Below are 15,647 nucleotides of genomic sequence, written 5' to 3'. Positions count from 1 at the left end.
TTCTTTAGGTTTCAAAGAAAGAATAGGTCCATTTTGGTAAAATTGAAAGTTATTCGCTTAGCTTGATGGCTATGGTGCCTGGCACTTTTTTTATTGGGAGTTTGTGTGATCCTAAAAATTGTGTAATGCAGTTGGAACATATTACTCATTAATATTTAGAGTTTTCTATATTAATATAGTACTAATGACTTAATTTATAGTTTTAAAGGTTCATACTACTTTGAGGAGGCATTTATGCTGAAAAAAATAATCTCGACTATTGTTTCCTTCTCCATACTGTTAACTGGTATTTTTACCGTTTCTATTATAACTCCACATGAAGTGAGTGCATCCTCCTATAATGAGCTGGCAGATCGTCCTTTTATGGGCTGGAGCAGCTGGAGTTCGATTCGTAGAAAGCCAACAGAAGAAAAGATCAAAGCGGCCGCTGATGTTTTGGCAGCGAAGTTTAAATCCCATGGGTATCAATATGTAAACCTTGATGATTATTATATGTTGGATTGGAGGACTACCGTTGATGAATATGGCAGGTGGGCGGTAGACCCTAAGAAATTCCCAAATGGTATGAAAGCACTTGGGGACTATATCCATAATAAAGGGTTGAAGTTCGGCCACTACGTTACCCTTGGTATTCCAAAAGCAGCGGTCGATCAAAATACCCCGATTGAAGGAACACATTACCATGCAAAAGATATTGTGGATCATAGCAAAGGCGAAAAGAAAAATTTTAATTTTGAAAAAATGTATGCCATTGATTATTCAAAGCCCGGGGCGCAGGAATATATTGATTCTTGGGCTAGGCTGTTTGCTTCCTATGGGATAGATTACCTTAAAATTGACGGTGTTCGAAATCAGGATATCGCAGATGTAGAGGCATGGGCAAAGGCACTGAAGAAAACCGGCAGACCTATCCATGTGGAGTTGTCTAATAACCTCGATATCAAACACATTGATACTTGGCAAAGCTTATCTAATGGTTGGCGGACCGATCATGATGTAGAAGCCTATGGGACGCCTAACCTTGTCTCTTGGGAAAAGATATCGAGAAGATTTGATGATGCCGCAGAATGGCAGCAACATGCTCAGCCAGGCGGCTGGAATGACTTTGATTCATTAAATGTCGCGAACGGTAGTAAGGATGGTATTACGAATGATGAAAAACGTTCTTACGTATCACTATGGGCAATTGCAGCATCTCAGTTCGTAATAGGAAATGACCTGACAAAGCTGGATGATTACGGTGTTTATCTTTTAACAAATGACGAGATAATTGGAGTAAACCAAAGTGGTGCAGCAGGAAAACGTTTATACAAAAAAACTGACTCTCAAGTATTCTATCAAACCCTTCCAGACGGTTCGTATAATATAGCACTCTTTAATACCGGCTCTTCAACACAAGATATAAGCGTCAAATGGGAAGATTTAGGGATTGCGGGCTCAGCTTTCGTACGTGATTTGTGGAGCCATCAGGATTTAGGAAGCATGGAAAAAGGTTTTACAGCAAACCTTCCAACGCATGCTTCTAGTATGATTCACGTAGTTCCGGCTTCATCCCTAATTGTTTCACCGAAAAGCGGTGCAATTGATGTTAATCCTACCAATGTGACGTTCAAATGGGGCGCCCAATCCGGTGCGGAAAGTTATCATGTACAAATGGCAACAGATTCAAGCATGAAAAATATTATCTTTGATCAAACTGTTTCTATCCCAACTGTTAATGTAAAGGAATTTGATAAGGATACACGTTACTACTGGAAGGTCTCATCTCTGTCAGGCGGCAAGGAAACTCAGGTCGGCACCTATTCCTTTCATACTGAAGTAACAACTGCTCCTGCCAAACCAAGTGGAATGATGGCAAACAGAAATAGTAAAGATTCAGTTTCACTTGCCTGGAATCCGTCATTTGGTGCGACCTCCTATACAGTCTACCGGAAGGAGATTAATGGATTTGGAGTGAGCAGTGATTACACGCCTATCGCAGAAAATCTAACGTCGCCAACCTTTCTGGATAAAAGTGCTAAACACCATATTGGCGGCACATATTCGTATATCGTAAGTGCAAACAATACAATTGGCGAGAGCGCAAAGTCCTTTGAGACCAATACGGATCAACAATCCCCTGCCCAGGTAGCAGCACTTATTGTATTTTTATCTCTAATAATCATTTCAAAATTTTTTACTTTAGCTAGGGAAAGATTTAAAGGTTCAAAATCTAGTATACCGCAAAGGACAGTTGCTTAGAAAAATCTAAGGGGGAGTCATCTTTAACTCCCCCTGCCATTTTAATGACCTTAGGAACTAAATCTATTCTCTCTTTTTACTTTTTAGGTGGCGTTCTGCAACAAATGCCATATCATTTAAAAACATTTTCCATAAGTTAGGGCGACGCCTTACAGCTAGTGGATGGTAAGCCACAGTAGTCTGATATCCATCAACATTGTGCCAAGTACCACGCAAGTTCTTTACTTCAGCTGCAGGGTCATGAAAAAAGGATTGTACGGCCACATTTCCTAAACATAGAATAATCTTAGGCTTTTTATGTAATATTTGTTGTTTTAAATGAATCATACAGGTTTGGCGTACCTGGTCTTTCTCATACGCACGCACTGGCCTTCTTTTTAGAATAAAAGTCACATAGAGGTCATCCATTTTCAAGCCAACTTCGCTGGCGCCTTGTTGTAATGTATGTCGAGTTCCGCAGACAAATGGAAACCCTTCGCGGTCTTCTCTTGCTCCTGGGTTATCTAATATAACCATAATTGGTGCATCTGGATTTCCTTCTCCCCAGACCATACGTGTACCGTGCTGATACAGACCACATTCACGGCAATCTTTAAAAGTTTCAGGGGTGGGTTCTTCCGGCCATAATTCTGAACAAAAATCAGACATTGCATCCATCTCCTGGTACTTGTATTTCATAAATGAATATATAAGGACAGTATTTTTTATTCTTTCCAATAATCAATCACGTACTCAACTTGTTTTTGGGCTACTATATTTACAGCATAATATACGATATCTTTATATTTCATTTTTCGTATTGGATTTTTTGTAACATTATGCATATCTCTAATAACTGCTATATCTGGCAGGGTAAATGCCACTAAAATAATAGACTTTTCCCCATTAATCCCCCATGTACCTCTCGTTCCTATAACTAGAGGCAAAGGTTTATCACGATCCCGAAGATAATTATATACCCACTCTTGTTCACTCAGATTCTTTTTATCCATACGTAGTCCTCACCTTTTATTGTGTTCATCTAGGATTCAATTCCTGACCTTTTGTGTTTAAAAAAACAGCCAATATAAATTGGCTGCTTCCTTAACGATCAAGACCCTTTTTATTCTTACCGGTATTATCATTTGGTGAGTCACCGGTACCATTTTTACTTTTGCTATTAGGTGTTCCATAAATTTGATTATCCGCTGTTACCTTTGCTCCTGTTTTAAAATCATCCTTAGTCTTCATGCTGTCATCTCCTTTAGTAAATCAGTTTTATTATCTATAGAGTGTAAAGGAAATATACTGAAGAAATTAAACTAAAAAATTAGGGAATCTTAATAGTGGAGGTTATGAAAATGATTGTTTACCATGGATCTATAAGAAATTTTCAAAATTTTAATAAAGAAACCGTAGTTCAAAATTTAAGTAACGACATCAATACTATTGGATTTTGGTTTACTTCAAATTTCGATTCAGCAAAACCTTTTGCAACTGGCTCTGAGTCGGTGATTGAAATATCAAAGAGCGAGTTCTGGGAGAATGGAGAACCAAAGGTAATCCAATATGAAAGAGCCGGTAGCGGCTTTATTTATAAAGTGTATATAGATGAACCAAATTTAAAAATTTTCGAATCAAATACAGAGGATTCATTTGATATGTTTATGAGAGAACGTGACGAATTTTGTGATTATTTAGGTGCCAAAAAAAGAAACGTTACCTGGGAAGATGGTGCTATTCTTTTAAATAAAGAAGAAGCCAATACGGAATTTCGGAAGAGTCTTATCAAACAGGGCTATGAAGGTTTGTTAATACGAAAGGCTTTAATACATAATATGATTACAGATTTGTATTGTATTTTTTCGCAGGAATCTCTACTTATAACAGAAGTCCTTCCTTTAGAAGTTTAAACAATAGTCTCAAAAAAGTGTTAGGAGAATTTCCCCCTGAACACACCTTTGCAGCTACTATCGTTTTTCATTCTTTAAGTCGAGGTTTAGCAGTGTCACAATTGGGCGGGTCAATATTTGCCGATTCTGCTAATTTCATTAGATAATAACATTCTTCCCGGTACATATGATCAGCCATTAACGGTGCAAATGTTCCCAATGCTTGGTTACTTAGTTCTAATTCTTCAAGTTCTATTAAAAAATTTTGAAATAACTTAATTTCTAATTGAGCATCATTGGTCATTTTTGTCAAAGCTGGAAAGGTCGTCAAATTGGTTCTTAAATATCCTGCCAGTTCTACTGCTTTGAGATAAAAACCTTCAAAATCCTTCTTAAAAGTCTTACTTTTCTTTCTTAATTGCTTTTCAACACCATCTAAATTTGAATATATAGCGTCTGAATGACCTGCTGCGTCTAATAACCAAAGTAGGTGATGATGAAGTTCATGGTAAACGGGAGGGACTTTCCCCTCTTTTAAATGATTTAAAATCCTTAAATATTCCTCTAATTCATTTACCATATGATTAATAAATGTAGGCGAAAGGTGAATTTTGATTTTCCCGACGAGGTGTCTTCTTATTAATTTTAATTTGAACTCCCTTAACTTTAGTACCTCTGGTTCTACTTGAGCTGTTAGTTGTGTCAGTGGGATGGATTTTGCGCGTTCGAGAAGTGTATCAAATATGTTAATAAAATTCGTGGCCTTCTCAATCTCAACTTTTTGAATGGGGGCAAGAGCTTCAGAAATAAACCTAGAATGATCACCTAATATTTGAATCCAAAAACGGTGTTCAAATCTGGCTGACCTTTCAAAAACCTCATTCATGTAAATTCCTCCTAGGAAAAAAATACCCACATTATTTTGATATTTATTCTCCAATAGCACGTCCTATGAACATCGGTTCTTGCGATATGTGAATAACTGGCGGAGCTATAAATACTTGCATAATAATTTTGGTAAAATATACAGGAAATGAAGCGACAAATGGAGAATTATTTTCATATAAATCATTAGGAGTTTTGTAAAGATGGAGAAAATTGCTATTATTTCAGACATCCATGGAAATATCCCTGCACTAGAATCGGTACTGGCTGATATCGATTCAAGACACATTAAGAGAATTATTTGCTTAGGTGATTTAGTTGGCAAAGGACCACAATCAAGCATGGCAATAAATATGATCCAAAAGCATTGTGAAAAAGTGGTTAGAGGCAATTGGGATGATTTCTTTCCTAAACCACAAGAATCCGACACAATCAAATGGCATCAAAACCAATTAACGAAAATACAAATGAATGAGTTAGAAAAACTACCGTTTTCAGTAGAGTTTATGATGAGCGGAAAACTAGTAAGAATGTTTCATGCTTCACCGCGGAGTGTGTATGAAAGAATACAACCTTGGGACTCTCTTGAACGTCGGTTAAGTATGTTCGAAAACACAGAACTCACAGAAAATATAGCAGATGAAAGAGAGCCAGATGTTGTTTTTTATGGAGATATTCATAATGCCTTTCAGCAAAACATTAAAGGTAAAACATTATGTAACGTGGGCAGCGTAGGGAATCCTCTTGATCTAACTCAGGCATCCTATGCCATTCTCGAAGGAGAATATAACCAAAGTGAATATGGAGTTTTTTCGATTCAGCTTGTTCGAGTTCCATATGATATCGAAACATCCATACATATAGCTAAAGAAATGGAAATGCCCGAGCTTGGAGAATATATTCAAGAATTAAAAACAGCAAAATATCGAGGAATAAAAAAGTAGAGATTTTAGTGAAGACCGTTTTTACTAGTCGTACACATGTGGCATGCGTATGACGATGAGGTTGATTTAGGAAGGGAAATTATGTTACTGGAGGAAATCGGAGTGACAAAGGAAGAGGTAGTCAAACTTTTAGTACTGATTGAATCGGTTTATCCCATGTTTCAGGCGTCCTAGGAGTCTCCAATGCTAAACACGCTTGTAGAGCCTCCCTTAGCCCATATTTATATACTACATTCCCTGTTTTCCATACTTGCTCGCAATAGTAGTATTTCAACAAATTTCCTGCAACGTTTTATATCCTGTTCCTGTGGCAAAAGTTCAACCTTCAAGGTAGCAGCTAAGTTCGTGTGAACATAAAGCATGTCTCGAAATTGATCAACCGCTCCACAAAACATTGGATAAAAGCTATCTCCTGTTCCAAAAACGGCAGTCGTAATGTCTTTTCTCTTAATTGATTCAAACGCTTGATAGAGCTGCCTCATTTCCATTGGGATTTCACCATTTCCCCATGTGTACGTTCCTATGACAACTGCCTTATATTGGCTTAAGTCTTCCAATGAAAACTCATTTATACTATAAATTGATATATTGACTGACATCCCTAGCAAGATTTGATAAAGTTCTTCAGCTAATTCTTTTGTGTTTCCGGATACGGACGCATAAATAATAGCAACGGATATTTTACAGTTCGTCAAATCCATTGGACTGCGAGACCTTTGAATAGGTTCTGGACTTTTGTTCAAAGAAATCCGATTTTGTCTCATTCATCATTTCATCCCCAAAAATTTGAATCCACGGCATCGGATTGTTTCTTTCTTCATAAAGATTTTTCAAGCCAAGCTGTCTCAACCGCTTATTTGCCAAATATTCTACATACCACTCGAATTCTACTAAATCAATCCCTTTTATGTCAGATAAAATATATTGAGCCCACTCTTTTTCTAGTGCAACAGCCTCATTAATCGTTTCATAGACATAGTGGATATTTTCATCCGTATGAAGTTCAGGGTTTTCAGTTAGAAGAATCCGAATAAATTGAGAAATAAAATAGGCATGCTGCATTTCATCTCGTTGAATATAACTAATCATCGTACTTGTTTTCAGCATTTTTTGCTGACGTGCTAAATGATAGAAAAAAGCAAAACCGGCGTAAAAGAAAATCCCCTCTAGATTGATGGAGTTTACACTTAACTTAAATAACGATTGTGACGTTGGATTTTGTCTAAATTCCTCATATGAGTCTAAAATTAATTGATTTCGTTTTAGGACAATGTGATCACTTTTCGCTTGATTAAATCGATGATTTTGTTCACCTATCGGTATAAGTGAGCTAAGTATATAAGAATATGACTCATTATGAACGGCTTCTTGTTGTGAAATAACCGCAAAGATCGCTTTGAAACTAGAGTCCGTCACATAATCCATAACTTGACTCATGGTTGGTGTTTGCAAGCTATCAAGTGAAGCAAGTTGCGTATTAATACGTAAAAACACATCCTTTTCATGATTACTAAGGGATTCCCATTGTTTTATATCATCCTGCATATTAATTTCCTGCGGTTTCCAAAAGTTCGATAATAGAGTTTGATATAAGTCGTACATTTTCGGATAGGCAATATCATTCCAATTAAGAATACCTGAAGACTCACCATTTATGATCCTAGTGGATTTGTTTGGAAAATCTGGATTTAGTAATTTTATTTTGGTTAATGGTGTATGTATCATCAAATAAAAACCTCCTCGATCGTCTCTTTTAACTTTGACATGCTTCACATTCTTCTATCTCAGTTTGCGATGTGCTTCTTACGTAATAGGTTGTTTTTAATCCCTGCTTCCATGCTTGCATATGAAGATTTAATAACTCTATTGCTTTAATATCATGACGAACATAGAGATTAAAGCTAATCGATTGGTCAATATGGCGCTGCCTGGCTGCATTTTGCAAAATACTCCAATTCTGATCCAGAACATGCCTGGTACGTCGATAAAAGCTGTAACTGTTATGGTCCAAATCAGGTGCGGTGACTTTAAACTTGAAATTTTTCTTCTCCTCTGCGTATTCAACTGCATATAAAGGATCAATCCCATCTGTGGAACCGCCAATCTTTGCGGTGGATGAGTTTGGGGCGATCGCCATCATCCAGCCATTGCGAACCCCATACCTTCCAATTTCCTCCATCAGTTGGTTCCAACGGTTTGTTTTATATCCTTTTCGCTCAAAATACTGGCCCGATTGCCATTCTGACCCTTCAAATTTTGGATAACTGCCTTTTTCCTTAGCTAACTCCATAGAAGAACGAATGGTAAGGAAAGCAATATCCTGGTAAAGTCGATCTGCATATTCAACAGCTTGATCGGACTCCCAAAATATCCCCTCTATCGCAAGAAGATGATGCCAGCCAAACGTACCTAATCCTACTGGTCGATATTGCTTATTTGTCACTTCCGCTTGTCCGACTGAAATGGTATTGAGATCAATAACATTGTCTAGCATTCTCATTTGAATAGGGATTAATCTTTCTAGTACATTCCCTTTTACAGCTTTCGGCAGATTTATAGATGATAGATTACAGACAACAAAGTCCCCGGGTTTTCGAACAATGACAATATTTCCATCTTCATCCTTATATTCTTTAACAATCGTTGTGGCAGACATATTTTGCGCAATCTCTGTACACAAATTACTGCAAAAAATCGACGTACGTCCGTTTCCTCTTACATGTTTGTTCGGATTTTGACGATTTACTTCATCTCGATAAAACATATATGGAGTACCTGTTTCTAATTGAGAAATCATAATCCTTGCCATAATATCCATAGCTCGATAGGTTTTCCGAGGAAGTAGAGGATGGTTGACCGCTTCTTCATACTTTTCAGTAAAAAACTTTATATCGCACTCATCATAAAAATCTTCCAAACCGAGGGGATTTCCTTCCAGATCCTTCCAACCTATCATTTGTTTTACTTGATGCGGACAAAAGGTATGCCATTCTCCAACACTTCTGCCGTTTTCATCAACTTCTTCTAACTTTTTCATAAACAAGTCTGGTATCGAAACACCTGTAAAAATATCATGAGCCTTACGTCTTTCGTCCCCGTTGTTTGTTTTTAAGTCTAAAAAGCCGTTCATGATATCTTTGTGAAATACATCTAGATAAACAGCAATCGCCCCTTGCCTTTGACCTAATTGATCAACACTCACAGCCGTATCATTAATAAGACGAATCCAAGGTACAACTCCAGAGGAATTTCCTTTAAATTTCTTTATATCTGAACCTAATGCACGTACCTTTCCAAGGTACACACCTAGACCGCCACCGTCTTTACTTAATCTAGCAATATCCCAATTATTTAAATAAATTCCATCTAAAGAATCTTCTACTGTATCAATAAAACAGGAAGAGAGCTGGCCATAACTTTTTCCAGCATTTGATAGAGTTGGTGTAGCAACAGTCATATATAAGTTACTAAGTGCCCAGTATGCTTCTTTTACAAGGTTTAATCTATTTCCTTTTTGTTCTTTTCTCATCAATGTCATGGCAATGATCATAAACCGCTCTTGTGGCAGCTCGTATAGTTTTCCCTCATAGTCTTTTGCCAAGTAACGATCTGCTAGTAAAAACAGACCTATATAGTTAAACAAATGATCACCTTCAGATGTTATTTCTGCACCCAAAAGTTGAATTTCTTCTTTTGAATAGTCTTGTAATAGATCCTCAGAATAAATTCCGATTTTAGTTAATTCATCAATCAGAGTGTAAAAATCTCCGTATTTTTCTTCAGGCTTGTACCCCCTGCTGTTTGAAGCATTCCGATAAAGTTCCTGTAAATAAAGATTCGCTGCCAAGAAGGTCCAGTTAGGATCAGACATCGAAATTTGATTTAATGCATAAGTAAGGGATTGTTCATATATTGATGACTCCTCGAAACTAGCAATCTTTTTATAAAATTCTGTTGTATCCAGATTATATTTTTCAGAAACCCTTTTCACTGCTGCAAAAACTTTATCTTTTTCTGTATAAACACTATTTACTGCCATAGCAATTCCTCTTTTCTTATCGAATTGACTTCGCGAGTGAAACAACAAAAAAACCCATCAATGAAGATGGGTTTATAACGTGGAATAATCTATCATACAGTATTTGGTCACTGTAATAGTAGGCATACCCTCGTTATATCCTCCCAACTCCCGAAGAAGATAATACGTAATAATAATGGCAGGTCTCCTGACTTGTGCATCTTCCTACTCTAATCCCTTCCCGTCCAATGACAGTGGATATGATTATTTCGTCAGCACTTACAGTTGCGGGTACAGTTCTGGATTATCACCAGATTCCCTATTAAGTCTATACAGACACCATTAAATTTGGTCATTATCTATATTTAGTGTCACTCCATTACAAGCAACACTAAATATTGTATAACAACAAATATAATATACATTATCTACTTTGACAATAACAAAAATAAATTCTCAGAAAATTATGTACACCAGAATATGTGTATGTTATATTTATTGGCAATTACATATCGTGTAAGAATTGGTGCCAAGCTGAGGCTTGGCTTAAAAGGGAAGAACGGTGTAATTCCGTCGCTGTCCCGCAACTGTAATTCGGAGTTAATCACAAATACCACTGTCTTTTGATGGGAAGGTGTGATGAACATTGATGATGAGCCAGGAGACCTGCCAATTCTAGTACACACCAAATACCTACGTGGAATAGGTGGTGACATTCGTACGACAAACGAGTTATGAGTTGTTTGATTTCTTAGACATACCTTTAACTTGAATGTATAGCCATTTCCTTTTCATGGAGATGGCTTTTTTGTATTTGGAATATGTAAATGTAAAGGAGGAATCGTAAAAATGAATTTAGTGAGTACAGCCATTGGTTACCCATACATAGGTGGTAATCGAGAGTGGAAACGCTGTGTGGAATCTTTTTGGAAGGATCAGATATCAGAGGAAGAGTTTATCTTTGAGATGAAGACCATACGCTTGAATCATTTGAGGCACCAGCAAACATTAGGATTAGACATTCTCACGGTCGGAGATTTTACTTTTTATGACCGTATGCTAGACCTCGCGACCATGTTCGGTTTAATTCCAGCCCGTTATAAATGGAAAGGCGAAAAGGTAGATTTACCAACTTATTACGCAATGGCACGTGGGGCTAACAATGTTGTAGCTTCTGAGATGACCAAATGGTTTAATACAAACTACCACTACATTGTACCTGAGTATGAAAACCAGCCACTAGAATTAACTCAAAACTATATTTTAGATTATTTTTTAGAAGCGAAATTTGAACTAGATCTAATTACAAAGCCGACCATTATAGGTCCCTATTCTTTTGTTCAATTGTCAAAGGGCTATGATTCACTATCCAAAGCATCCTTTATTTTAAGACTCTTACCTCTTTATGCTCAAGTACTCCAACAACTTGTAGATGCAGGGGCAGAGTGGATTCAAGTGGAAGAACCAGCATTAGTCCTTTCACTAGCACCTGAAGATGTAAAACTAGTTCAACAAATTTATAAACAATTAAGAGTTGAAGTCCCAGCAGCGAAATTGATGGTACAAACCTATTTTGAAGGACTATCAGCGTATGAAGAGCTCATTCAATTACCTGTTGCAGGAGTTGGTCTTGATTTTATTCATGGTGCTGATGAGAATATGTCTTCACTCCGTAAATACGGGTTCCCAGAAGATAAAGTATTAGGGATTGGAATCATAAATGGGCGTGATATTTGGCGGGCAAATTTGGCTGAAAAAGCAATGATGACAAAAGCAATTTTATCTTTAAGCGGTGTAAAGGAAGCTTGGGTTCAATCTTCTTGCAGTATGCAGCATGTTCCGGTGACAACTAAATCTGAAAAGACTCTTGATGCAACATTACTAAATGCATTATCCTTCGCCGATGAGAAAATCATTGAGTTAACACACATAAAATCCTTTGTTTCAGACGAGAATTGGTCAGGAAATAAAAGTGTGTCACAAAGTATGGCGGCTATTCAAGCCTTAGAACAGCATGAGACGAGGAAAAACACACGTGTGAAGGAGCTTTTATTACAAGTCAAACCTGAGAATTTCACACGTCCAATGCCATTTAAGGAACGTCAACCTTTACAGCAAGCGTCATTACAATTACCGGATTTTCCAACAACAACAATTGGCAGCTTCCCTCAATCGGATCAAGTAAAACGAACACGAACGGCATGGCGCAAAAATGAAATAACGGACTCTGATTACGCTGAGTTTGTGAAAAGTGAAACAGCACGTTGGATAGAAATCCAGGAAGAAATTGGCCTTGATGTCCTCGTTCATGGTGAATTTGAGAGAACAGATATGGTCGAATTCTTTGGTGAAAAGCTGAGAGGTTTTGCTTTTACAGAAAAAGCCTGGGTGGTATCATATGGGTCACGTTCTGTAAAACCACCGATTATTTACGGTGACATCGAGTGGACATCGCCAATGACTGTGAAGGAAGTTGTAGAAGCACAGCAATTAACGTCTAAGTATGTTAAAGGAATGTTAACAGGCCCTGTCACCATCTTAAATTGGTCTTTTGTCCGTGATGATCTTTCTCGTGAACATGTAGCCAACCAAATTGCTTTAGCTCTGAAGGAAGAAATTCAAGCATTAGAAAATGCAGGCATCGCTATTATTCAGGTGGATGAACCCGCATTACGTGAAGGCTTGCCACTAAGAAAAGAAGACTGGAAAGAATATTTATTATGGGCAGTAAATGCATTCAAGCTCGCGACTTCTAGTGTCAGAAATGAAACACAAATTCATACGCATATGTGTTATTGCGAGTTTAATAACTTTATAGAGCCAATTCGGGCCCTTGATGCAGATGTAATTTCTATCGAAACGTCTCGAAGTCATGGGGAACTACTACAATCACTAAAACAAAATCCATATGAACTTGGTATCGGTTTAGGTGTGTATGATATACACAGCCCGCGTATTCCAAGTGTAGAAGAAATCAATACCATATTAAAAGACAGCTTAGAGATTATTTCAAAAGAACAGTTTTGGGTGAATCCAGATTGCGGTTTAAAAACACGACATGAAGATGAAACTATTTTCTCATTAAAAAATATGGTGACAGCTGCACGAAAACTACGCCAGCAACAGCAACAACAAACTGTTTAAACTGCCTATAAAAGGAAGAAGGTGTAAGTTGCAAATGTACTTACATCTTCCCCTTTTGAATGATAGCAAGGATCCTTTATTCTACTGAGCCTTCAAGCAGTTCCTCGTATATTTCATTATATTTCTTCGCTGACTGTAACCAACTATAATCTTGAGTCATTGCATTTTGTATTAAGCGGCTCCAATTTTCATTTTGATGATAAAAATCTAAGGCTCTTCTCACGGTATGCAGCAAATCATGGGCGTTCAAATTCTTAAAAGAAAATCCATTACCAATACCACTTGATTCATCATAAGATTGAACAGTATCATTTAATCCGCCTGTTTCTCTCACGATGGGTATTGTTCCATACTGCAAGGCAATAAGCTGTCCTAATCCACATGGTTCAAACTGCGAAGGCATTAAAAACAAATCCGCCCCTGCATAAATTTGATGGGCTAACGCCTCATTAAACCCAATGTATACCTTCACTTTATCCGGGTATTCTTGGGCCATTTGATTAAAGAAGTTTTCAAAATGATGGTCACCAGAACCAAGCAAGATGAATTGTACATCATCCTGAATCATCTCGTGAAATACATGCAGGACTAAGTCTAAACCTTTTTGCGGTGTTAAGCGTGTTACCATTGCAATTATGGGTGTGCTATCTTTTTCGGGCAATCCGAAATAGTGTTGTAAAACTTTCTTATTTTCTAGTTTTCCTTTTATGGTATCAAGGTCATAAGAAACAGCGATATCTCGATCAATTCTTGGATTATAAACTGAATCGTCTATACCATTTAATATTCCTATAAGTTTATCGCTGTGCTTTCGTAATAGTCCATCAAGCCTTTCGCCAAAATAAGGAAATTGAATTTCCTCTTTATAAGTTGGGCTGACGGTTGTTACACGATCAGATAAAACGATACCACCTTTCATAAAGTTAACATTTCCATAAAATTCGAGCTGTTCCATGTTAAAATATTGAGGATCTACTTGTAACAGTTCACTAATTTTCTCAAATGGGAAGATACCTTGGAATTGCAAATTATGAATCGTAAATACGGTTTTTATTTTTTCATACATTGGTAGATGACGATACTGGAACTTTAATAAAAAGTTCACCATGGCTGTATGCCAGTCGTGAGAATGAATCACATCAGGAATAAAATCTAGATGTGGTATACACTCGAGTACAGCTTTTGAGAAAAACGAAAATCGTTCTCCATCATCGTCTTGTCCATACAATGAACTCCGATGAAAATAATATTCGTTATCAATAAAATGGTATGTAATTCCATCAAGTTCCATATTAAAGATGCCACAATATTGATTCATTGATCCTAACTGTACTTCAATGGATGTTTTAAATTGGAAAGATTGTTTAAACTCATCAGAAATTAAACTGTAATTCGGTAACATTACATGAACTTCTGTACCTAACTTTTTTAACTCTTTAGGAAGTGCGCCCGCTACGTCCGCAAGGCCACCTGTTTTCACAAACGGAACACACTCAGATACGGCAAATAAAACTTTCACTTCTCAGCGCCCCTTTTGTACTGTCCCTTTTTCTACCACATAAGGGTTTTCTCTTGTTCCTGTTAATTTGACACCACTTTCAATTTTAACATCCTTATCAATGATGACTCCATCGAGTACACAATTATCTTCAATTTGTGTTTTTTGCATAATAATGGAGTTACGAATAACAGCGCCCTTCCCGATTTTAACCGCACGAGAAATAATGCAATTCTCCACTTCACCTTGAATCATGCAGCCATTTGCAATCAAAGAATTTGAAACTTTGGCACCGGTTTTATATCGTGTTGGAGGTTCATCTTTTACCTTTGTGAAGATTGGCTCGTTTTTCGTAAATACATGATAATATGCCGCTGCCGTAAGCATATCCATGCTATGTTTATAGTAACTATCGAGAGAGTCTATAGTTGCACTATATTCCTTCCATTCATACTTTTCAACTTTAAATTTATCAAGTTGCTCATTTACGACATCTAAAATACTGTAATAGCCCTGATCTTTGTATTGCTCAAATAAAGAGAGCAATAATTCTTTTTCTAAAATATACGTATGCAGCGATTCTCCATTATGAACAATCTCTGTAATATTCGCATCTGTTTCAATATGATGAACCAAAACAGAACTGAAATTTATAGTCCCAATAATATTGCAATTTGTAATCACAACGTATTTTTGCCTGCTGCGTAAGAAAAAGGTTATATTCTTAGCTAAATGTGCGAAGGACCCAAATGCCTCGTCTTTAGATTTGCCATCTGGTGTAAACACGAATAGTCCATCACGTTTTCTATCCAAGTCCCATTGCTTTCCACATCCTAAATGGTCCATAAGTGACCTTACCCCATGACCTGTGAAAATAGCCACACTCGTGATCCCTGAATTCACCATATTCGATAACATAAAATCGATCAAACGATATCGTCCTGCAAAAGGAAGTGCAGCTATGGAACGATGAGCTGTTAAATTTTGAAAGGTGTCTAACTCATGGGTAGCATTGATAATTCCTAGCATTGATTGCGGCATAGTAT

The 15,647-nt window shown here is 37.1% G+C and carries 13 protein-coding genes and 2 riboswitches; of the genes, 4 read left to right on the top strand and 9 right to left on the bottom strand.

The annotated features are described in order from the left end of the window. The first annotated feature begins 234 nt into the window (after positions 1-234). The gene (locus MLOOGBEN_RS07400) at positions 235-2,241 is read left to right on the top strand and encodes an alpha-galactosidase (protein ID WP_179157600.1); all 2,007 of its coding nucleotides are present in this window, start codon (positions 235-237) and stop codon (positions 2,239-2,241) included. A gap of 63 nt (positions 2,242-2,304) precedes the next feature. Here the strand turns inward: MLOOGBEN_RS07400 and MLOOGBEN_RS07395 are convergent, their stop codons facing one another. From MLOOGBEN_RS07395 to MLOOGBEN_RS07385, 3 genes are all read right to left on the bottom strand, one after another. Beyond that, positions 2,305-2,889, bottom strand: a complete 585-nt coding sequence (locus MLOOGBEN_RS07395; RefSeq protein ID WP_179157599.1) for a uracil-DNA glycosylase — start codon at positions 2,887-2,889, stop codon at positions 2,305-2,307. A 56-nt stretch (positions 2,890-2,945) separates the two neighbouring features. After that, entirely contained in the window at positions 2,946-3,233 is a 288-nt protein-coding gene (locus MLOOGBEN_RS07390; protein ID WP_179157598.1) for a hypothetical protein, read from the bottom strand. Positions 3,234-3,324: 91 nt separating this feature from the next. After that, a complete protein-coding gene (locus tag MLOOGBEN_RS07385) occupies positions 3,325-3,471 on the bottom strand; it encodes a hypothetical protein (RefSeq protein WP_179157597.1) in 147 nt (48 codons plus the stop codon). A 110-nt stretch (positions 3,472-3,581) separates the two neighbouring features. Between MLOOGBEN_RS07385 and MLOOGBEN_RS07380 the strand changes: the two genes are divergently transcribed. Then, positions 3,582-4,133 (top strand): hypothetical protein, encoded by a 552-nt coding sequence (locus tag MLOOGBEN_RS07380; protein WP_179157596.1) that lies wholly within the window; start codon positions 3,582-3,584, stop codon positions 4,131-4,133. A 67-nt stretch (positions 4,134-4,200) separates the two neighbouring features. Here MLOOGBEN_RS07380 and MLOOGBEN_RS07375 read toward each other — a convergent pair whose 3' ends face one another. Then, complete coding sequence (locus MLOOGBEN_RS07375; RefSeq protein ID WP_179157595.1) at positions 4,201-4,998, bottom strand: DUF2935 domain-containing protein; 798 nt, start codon at positions 4,996-4,998, stop codon at positions 4,201-4,203. Positions 4,999-5,200: 202 nt separating this feature from the next. Here MLOOGBEN_RS07375 and MLOOGBEN_RS07370 point away from each other — a divergent pair, with 202 nt between their 5' ends. Then, the gene (locus MLOOGBEN_RS07370; RefSeq protein ID WP_179157594.1) at positions 5,201-5,941 is read left to right on the top strand and encodes a metallophosphoesterase family protein; all 741 of its coding nucleotides are present in this window, start codon (positions 5,201-5,203) and stop codon (positions 5,939-5,941) included. Between the two features lie 221 nt (positions 5,942-6,162). Here MLOOGBEN_RS07370 and MLOOGBEN_RS07365 read toward each other — a convergent pair whose 3' ends face one another. Genes MLOOGBEN_RS07365 through MLOOGBEN_RS07355 form a run of 3 tightly spaced genes read right to left on the bottom strand, consistent with a single transcriptional unit; the run spans position 6,163 to position 9,986 of the window. After that, the gene (locus tag MLOOGBEN_RS07365; RefSeq protein ID WP_218781083.1) at positions 6,163-6,642 is read right to left on the bottom strand and encodes a flavodoxin domain-containing protein; all 480 of its coding nucleotides are present in this window, start codon (positions 6,640-6,642) and stop codon (positions 6,163-6,165) included. Continuing rightward, on the bottom strand, positions 6,623-7,666 hold the full coding sequence (locus MLOOGBEN_RS07360; RefSeq protein ID WP_179157629.1) for a ribonucleotide-diphosphate reductase subunit beta: 1,044 nt from the start codon (positions 7,664-7,666) through the stop codon (positions 6,623-6,625). The genes MLOOGBEN_RS07365 and MLOOGBEN_RS07360 overlap by 20 nt, the downstream gene beginning before the upstream one ends. Before the next feature lie 28 nt (positions 7,667-7,694). Further along, entirely contained in the window at positions 7,695-9,986 is a 2,292-nt protein-coding gene (locus tag MLOOGBEN_RS07355) for a ribonucleoside-diphosphate reductase subunit alpha (protein ID WP_368737766.1), read from the bottom strand. Between the two features lie 154 nt (positions 9,987-10,140). Further along, positions 10,141-10,318, bottom strand: a riboswitch (cobalamin riboswitch). Between the two features lie 148 nt (positions 10,319-10,466). Next, positions 10,467-10,647, top strand: a riboswitch (cobalamin riboswitch). A 161-nt stretch (positions 10,648-10,808) separates the two neighbouring features. On the opposite strand from MLOOGBEN_RS07355, the gene metE reads away from it, so the two are divergent. After that, complete coding sequence (gene metE / locus MLOOGBEN_RS07350; RefSeq protein ID WP_179157592.1) at positions 10,809-13,103, top strand: 5-methyltetrahydropteroyltriglutamate--homocysteine S-methyltransferase; 2,295 nt, start codon at positions 10,809-10,811, stop codon at positions 13,101-13,103. Between the two features lie 76 nt (positions 13,104-13,179). Here the strand turns inward: metE and glgA are convergent, their stop codons facing one another. Together glgA and MLOOGBEN_RS07340 are read right to left on the bottom strand one after the other, a co-directional pair. Further along, positions 13,180-14,622 carry a glycogen synthase GlgA gene (gene glgA / locus MLOOGBEN_RS07345; protein WP_179157591.1) on the bottom strand — a complete coding sequence of 481 codons (1,443 nt, stop codon included), beginning with the start codon at positions 14,620-14,622 and terminating at the stop codon, positions 13,180-13,182. Between the two features lie 3 nt (positions 14,623-14,625). Continuing rightward, positions 14,626-15,642, bottom strand: coding sequence for a GlgC family sugar phosphate nucleotidyltransferase (locus MLOOGBEN_RS07340; RefSeq protein ID WP_179157590.1), 1,017 nt, complete (start codon positions 15,640-15,642; stop codon positions 14,626-14,628). Positions 15,643-15,647 lie beyond the last annotated feature (5 nt).

It is taken from the genome of Bacillus sp. EB106-08-02-XG196, assembly GCF_013396335.1.
In the GTDB taxonomy this organism is placed as follows: Bacteria; Bacillota; Bacilli; order Bacillales; family Cytobacillaceae; genus Neobacillus.
Note: the sequence above shows the minus strand (reverse complement) of the source record. Positions and strands in the feature narration are given on the sequence as shown.

What these genes read in the sequence shown, in the direction of transcription:
- MLOOGBEN_RS07400 (WP_179157600.1), top strand. Translation starts at nt 235, where the DNA reads ATGCTGAAAAAAATAATCTCGACTATTGTTTCCTTCTCCATACTGTTA.
- MLOOGBEN_RS07395 (WP_179157599.1), bottom strand. Translation starts at nt 2,889, where the DNA reads ATGTCTGATTTTTGTTCAGAATTATGGCCGGAAGAACCCACCCCTGAA.
- MLOOGBEN_RS07390 (WP_179157598.1), bottom strand. Translation starts at nt 3,233, where the DNA reads ATGGATAAAAAGAATCTGAGTGAACAAGAGTGGGTATATAATTATCTT.
- MLOOGBEN_RS07385 (WP_179157597.1), bottom strand. Translation starts at nt 3,471, where the DNA reads ATGAAGACTAAGGATGATTTTAAAACAGGAGCAAAGGTAACAGCGGAT.
- MLOOGBEN_RS07380 (WP_179157596.1), top strand. Translation starts at nt 3,582, where the DNA reads ATGATTGTTTACCATGGATCTATAAGAAATTTTCAAAATTTTAATAAA.
- MLOOGBEN_RS07375 (WP_179157595.1), bottom strand. Translation starts at nt 4,998, where the DNA reads ATGAATGAGGTTTTTGAAAGGTCAGCCAGATTTGAACACCGTTTTTGG.
- MLOOGBEN_RS07370 (WP_179157594.1), top strand. Translation starts at nt 5,201, where the DNA reads ATGGAGAAAATTGCTATTATTTCAGACATCCATGGAAATATCCCTGCA.
- MLOOGBEN_RS07365 (WP_218781083.1), bottom strand. Translation starts at nt 6,642, where the DNA reads ATGGATTTGACGAACTGTAAAATATCCGTTGCTATTATTTATGCGTCC.
- MLOOGBEN_RS07360 (WP_179157629.1), bottom strand. Translation starts at nt 7,666, where the DNA reads ATGATACATACACCATTAACCAAAATAAAATTACTAAATCCAGATTTT.
- metE (WP_179157592.1), top strand. Translation starts at nt 10,809, where the DNA reads ATGAATTTAGTGAGTACAGCCATTGGTTACCCATACATAGGTGGTAAT.
- MLOOGBEN_RS07340 (WP_179157590.1), bottom strand. Translation starts at nt 15,642, where the DNA reads ATGCCGCAATCAATGCTAGGAATTATCAATGCTACCCATGAGTTAGAC.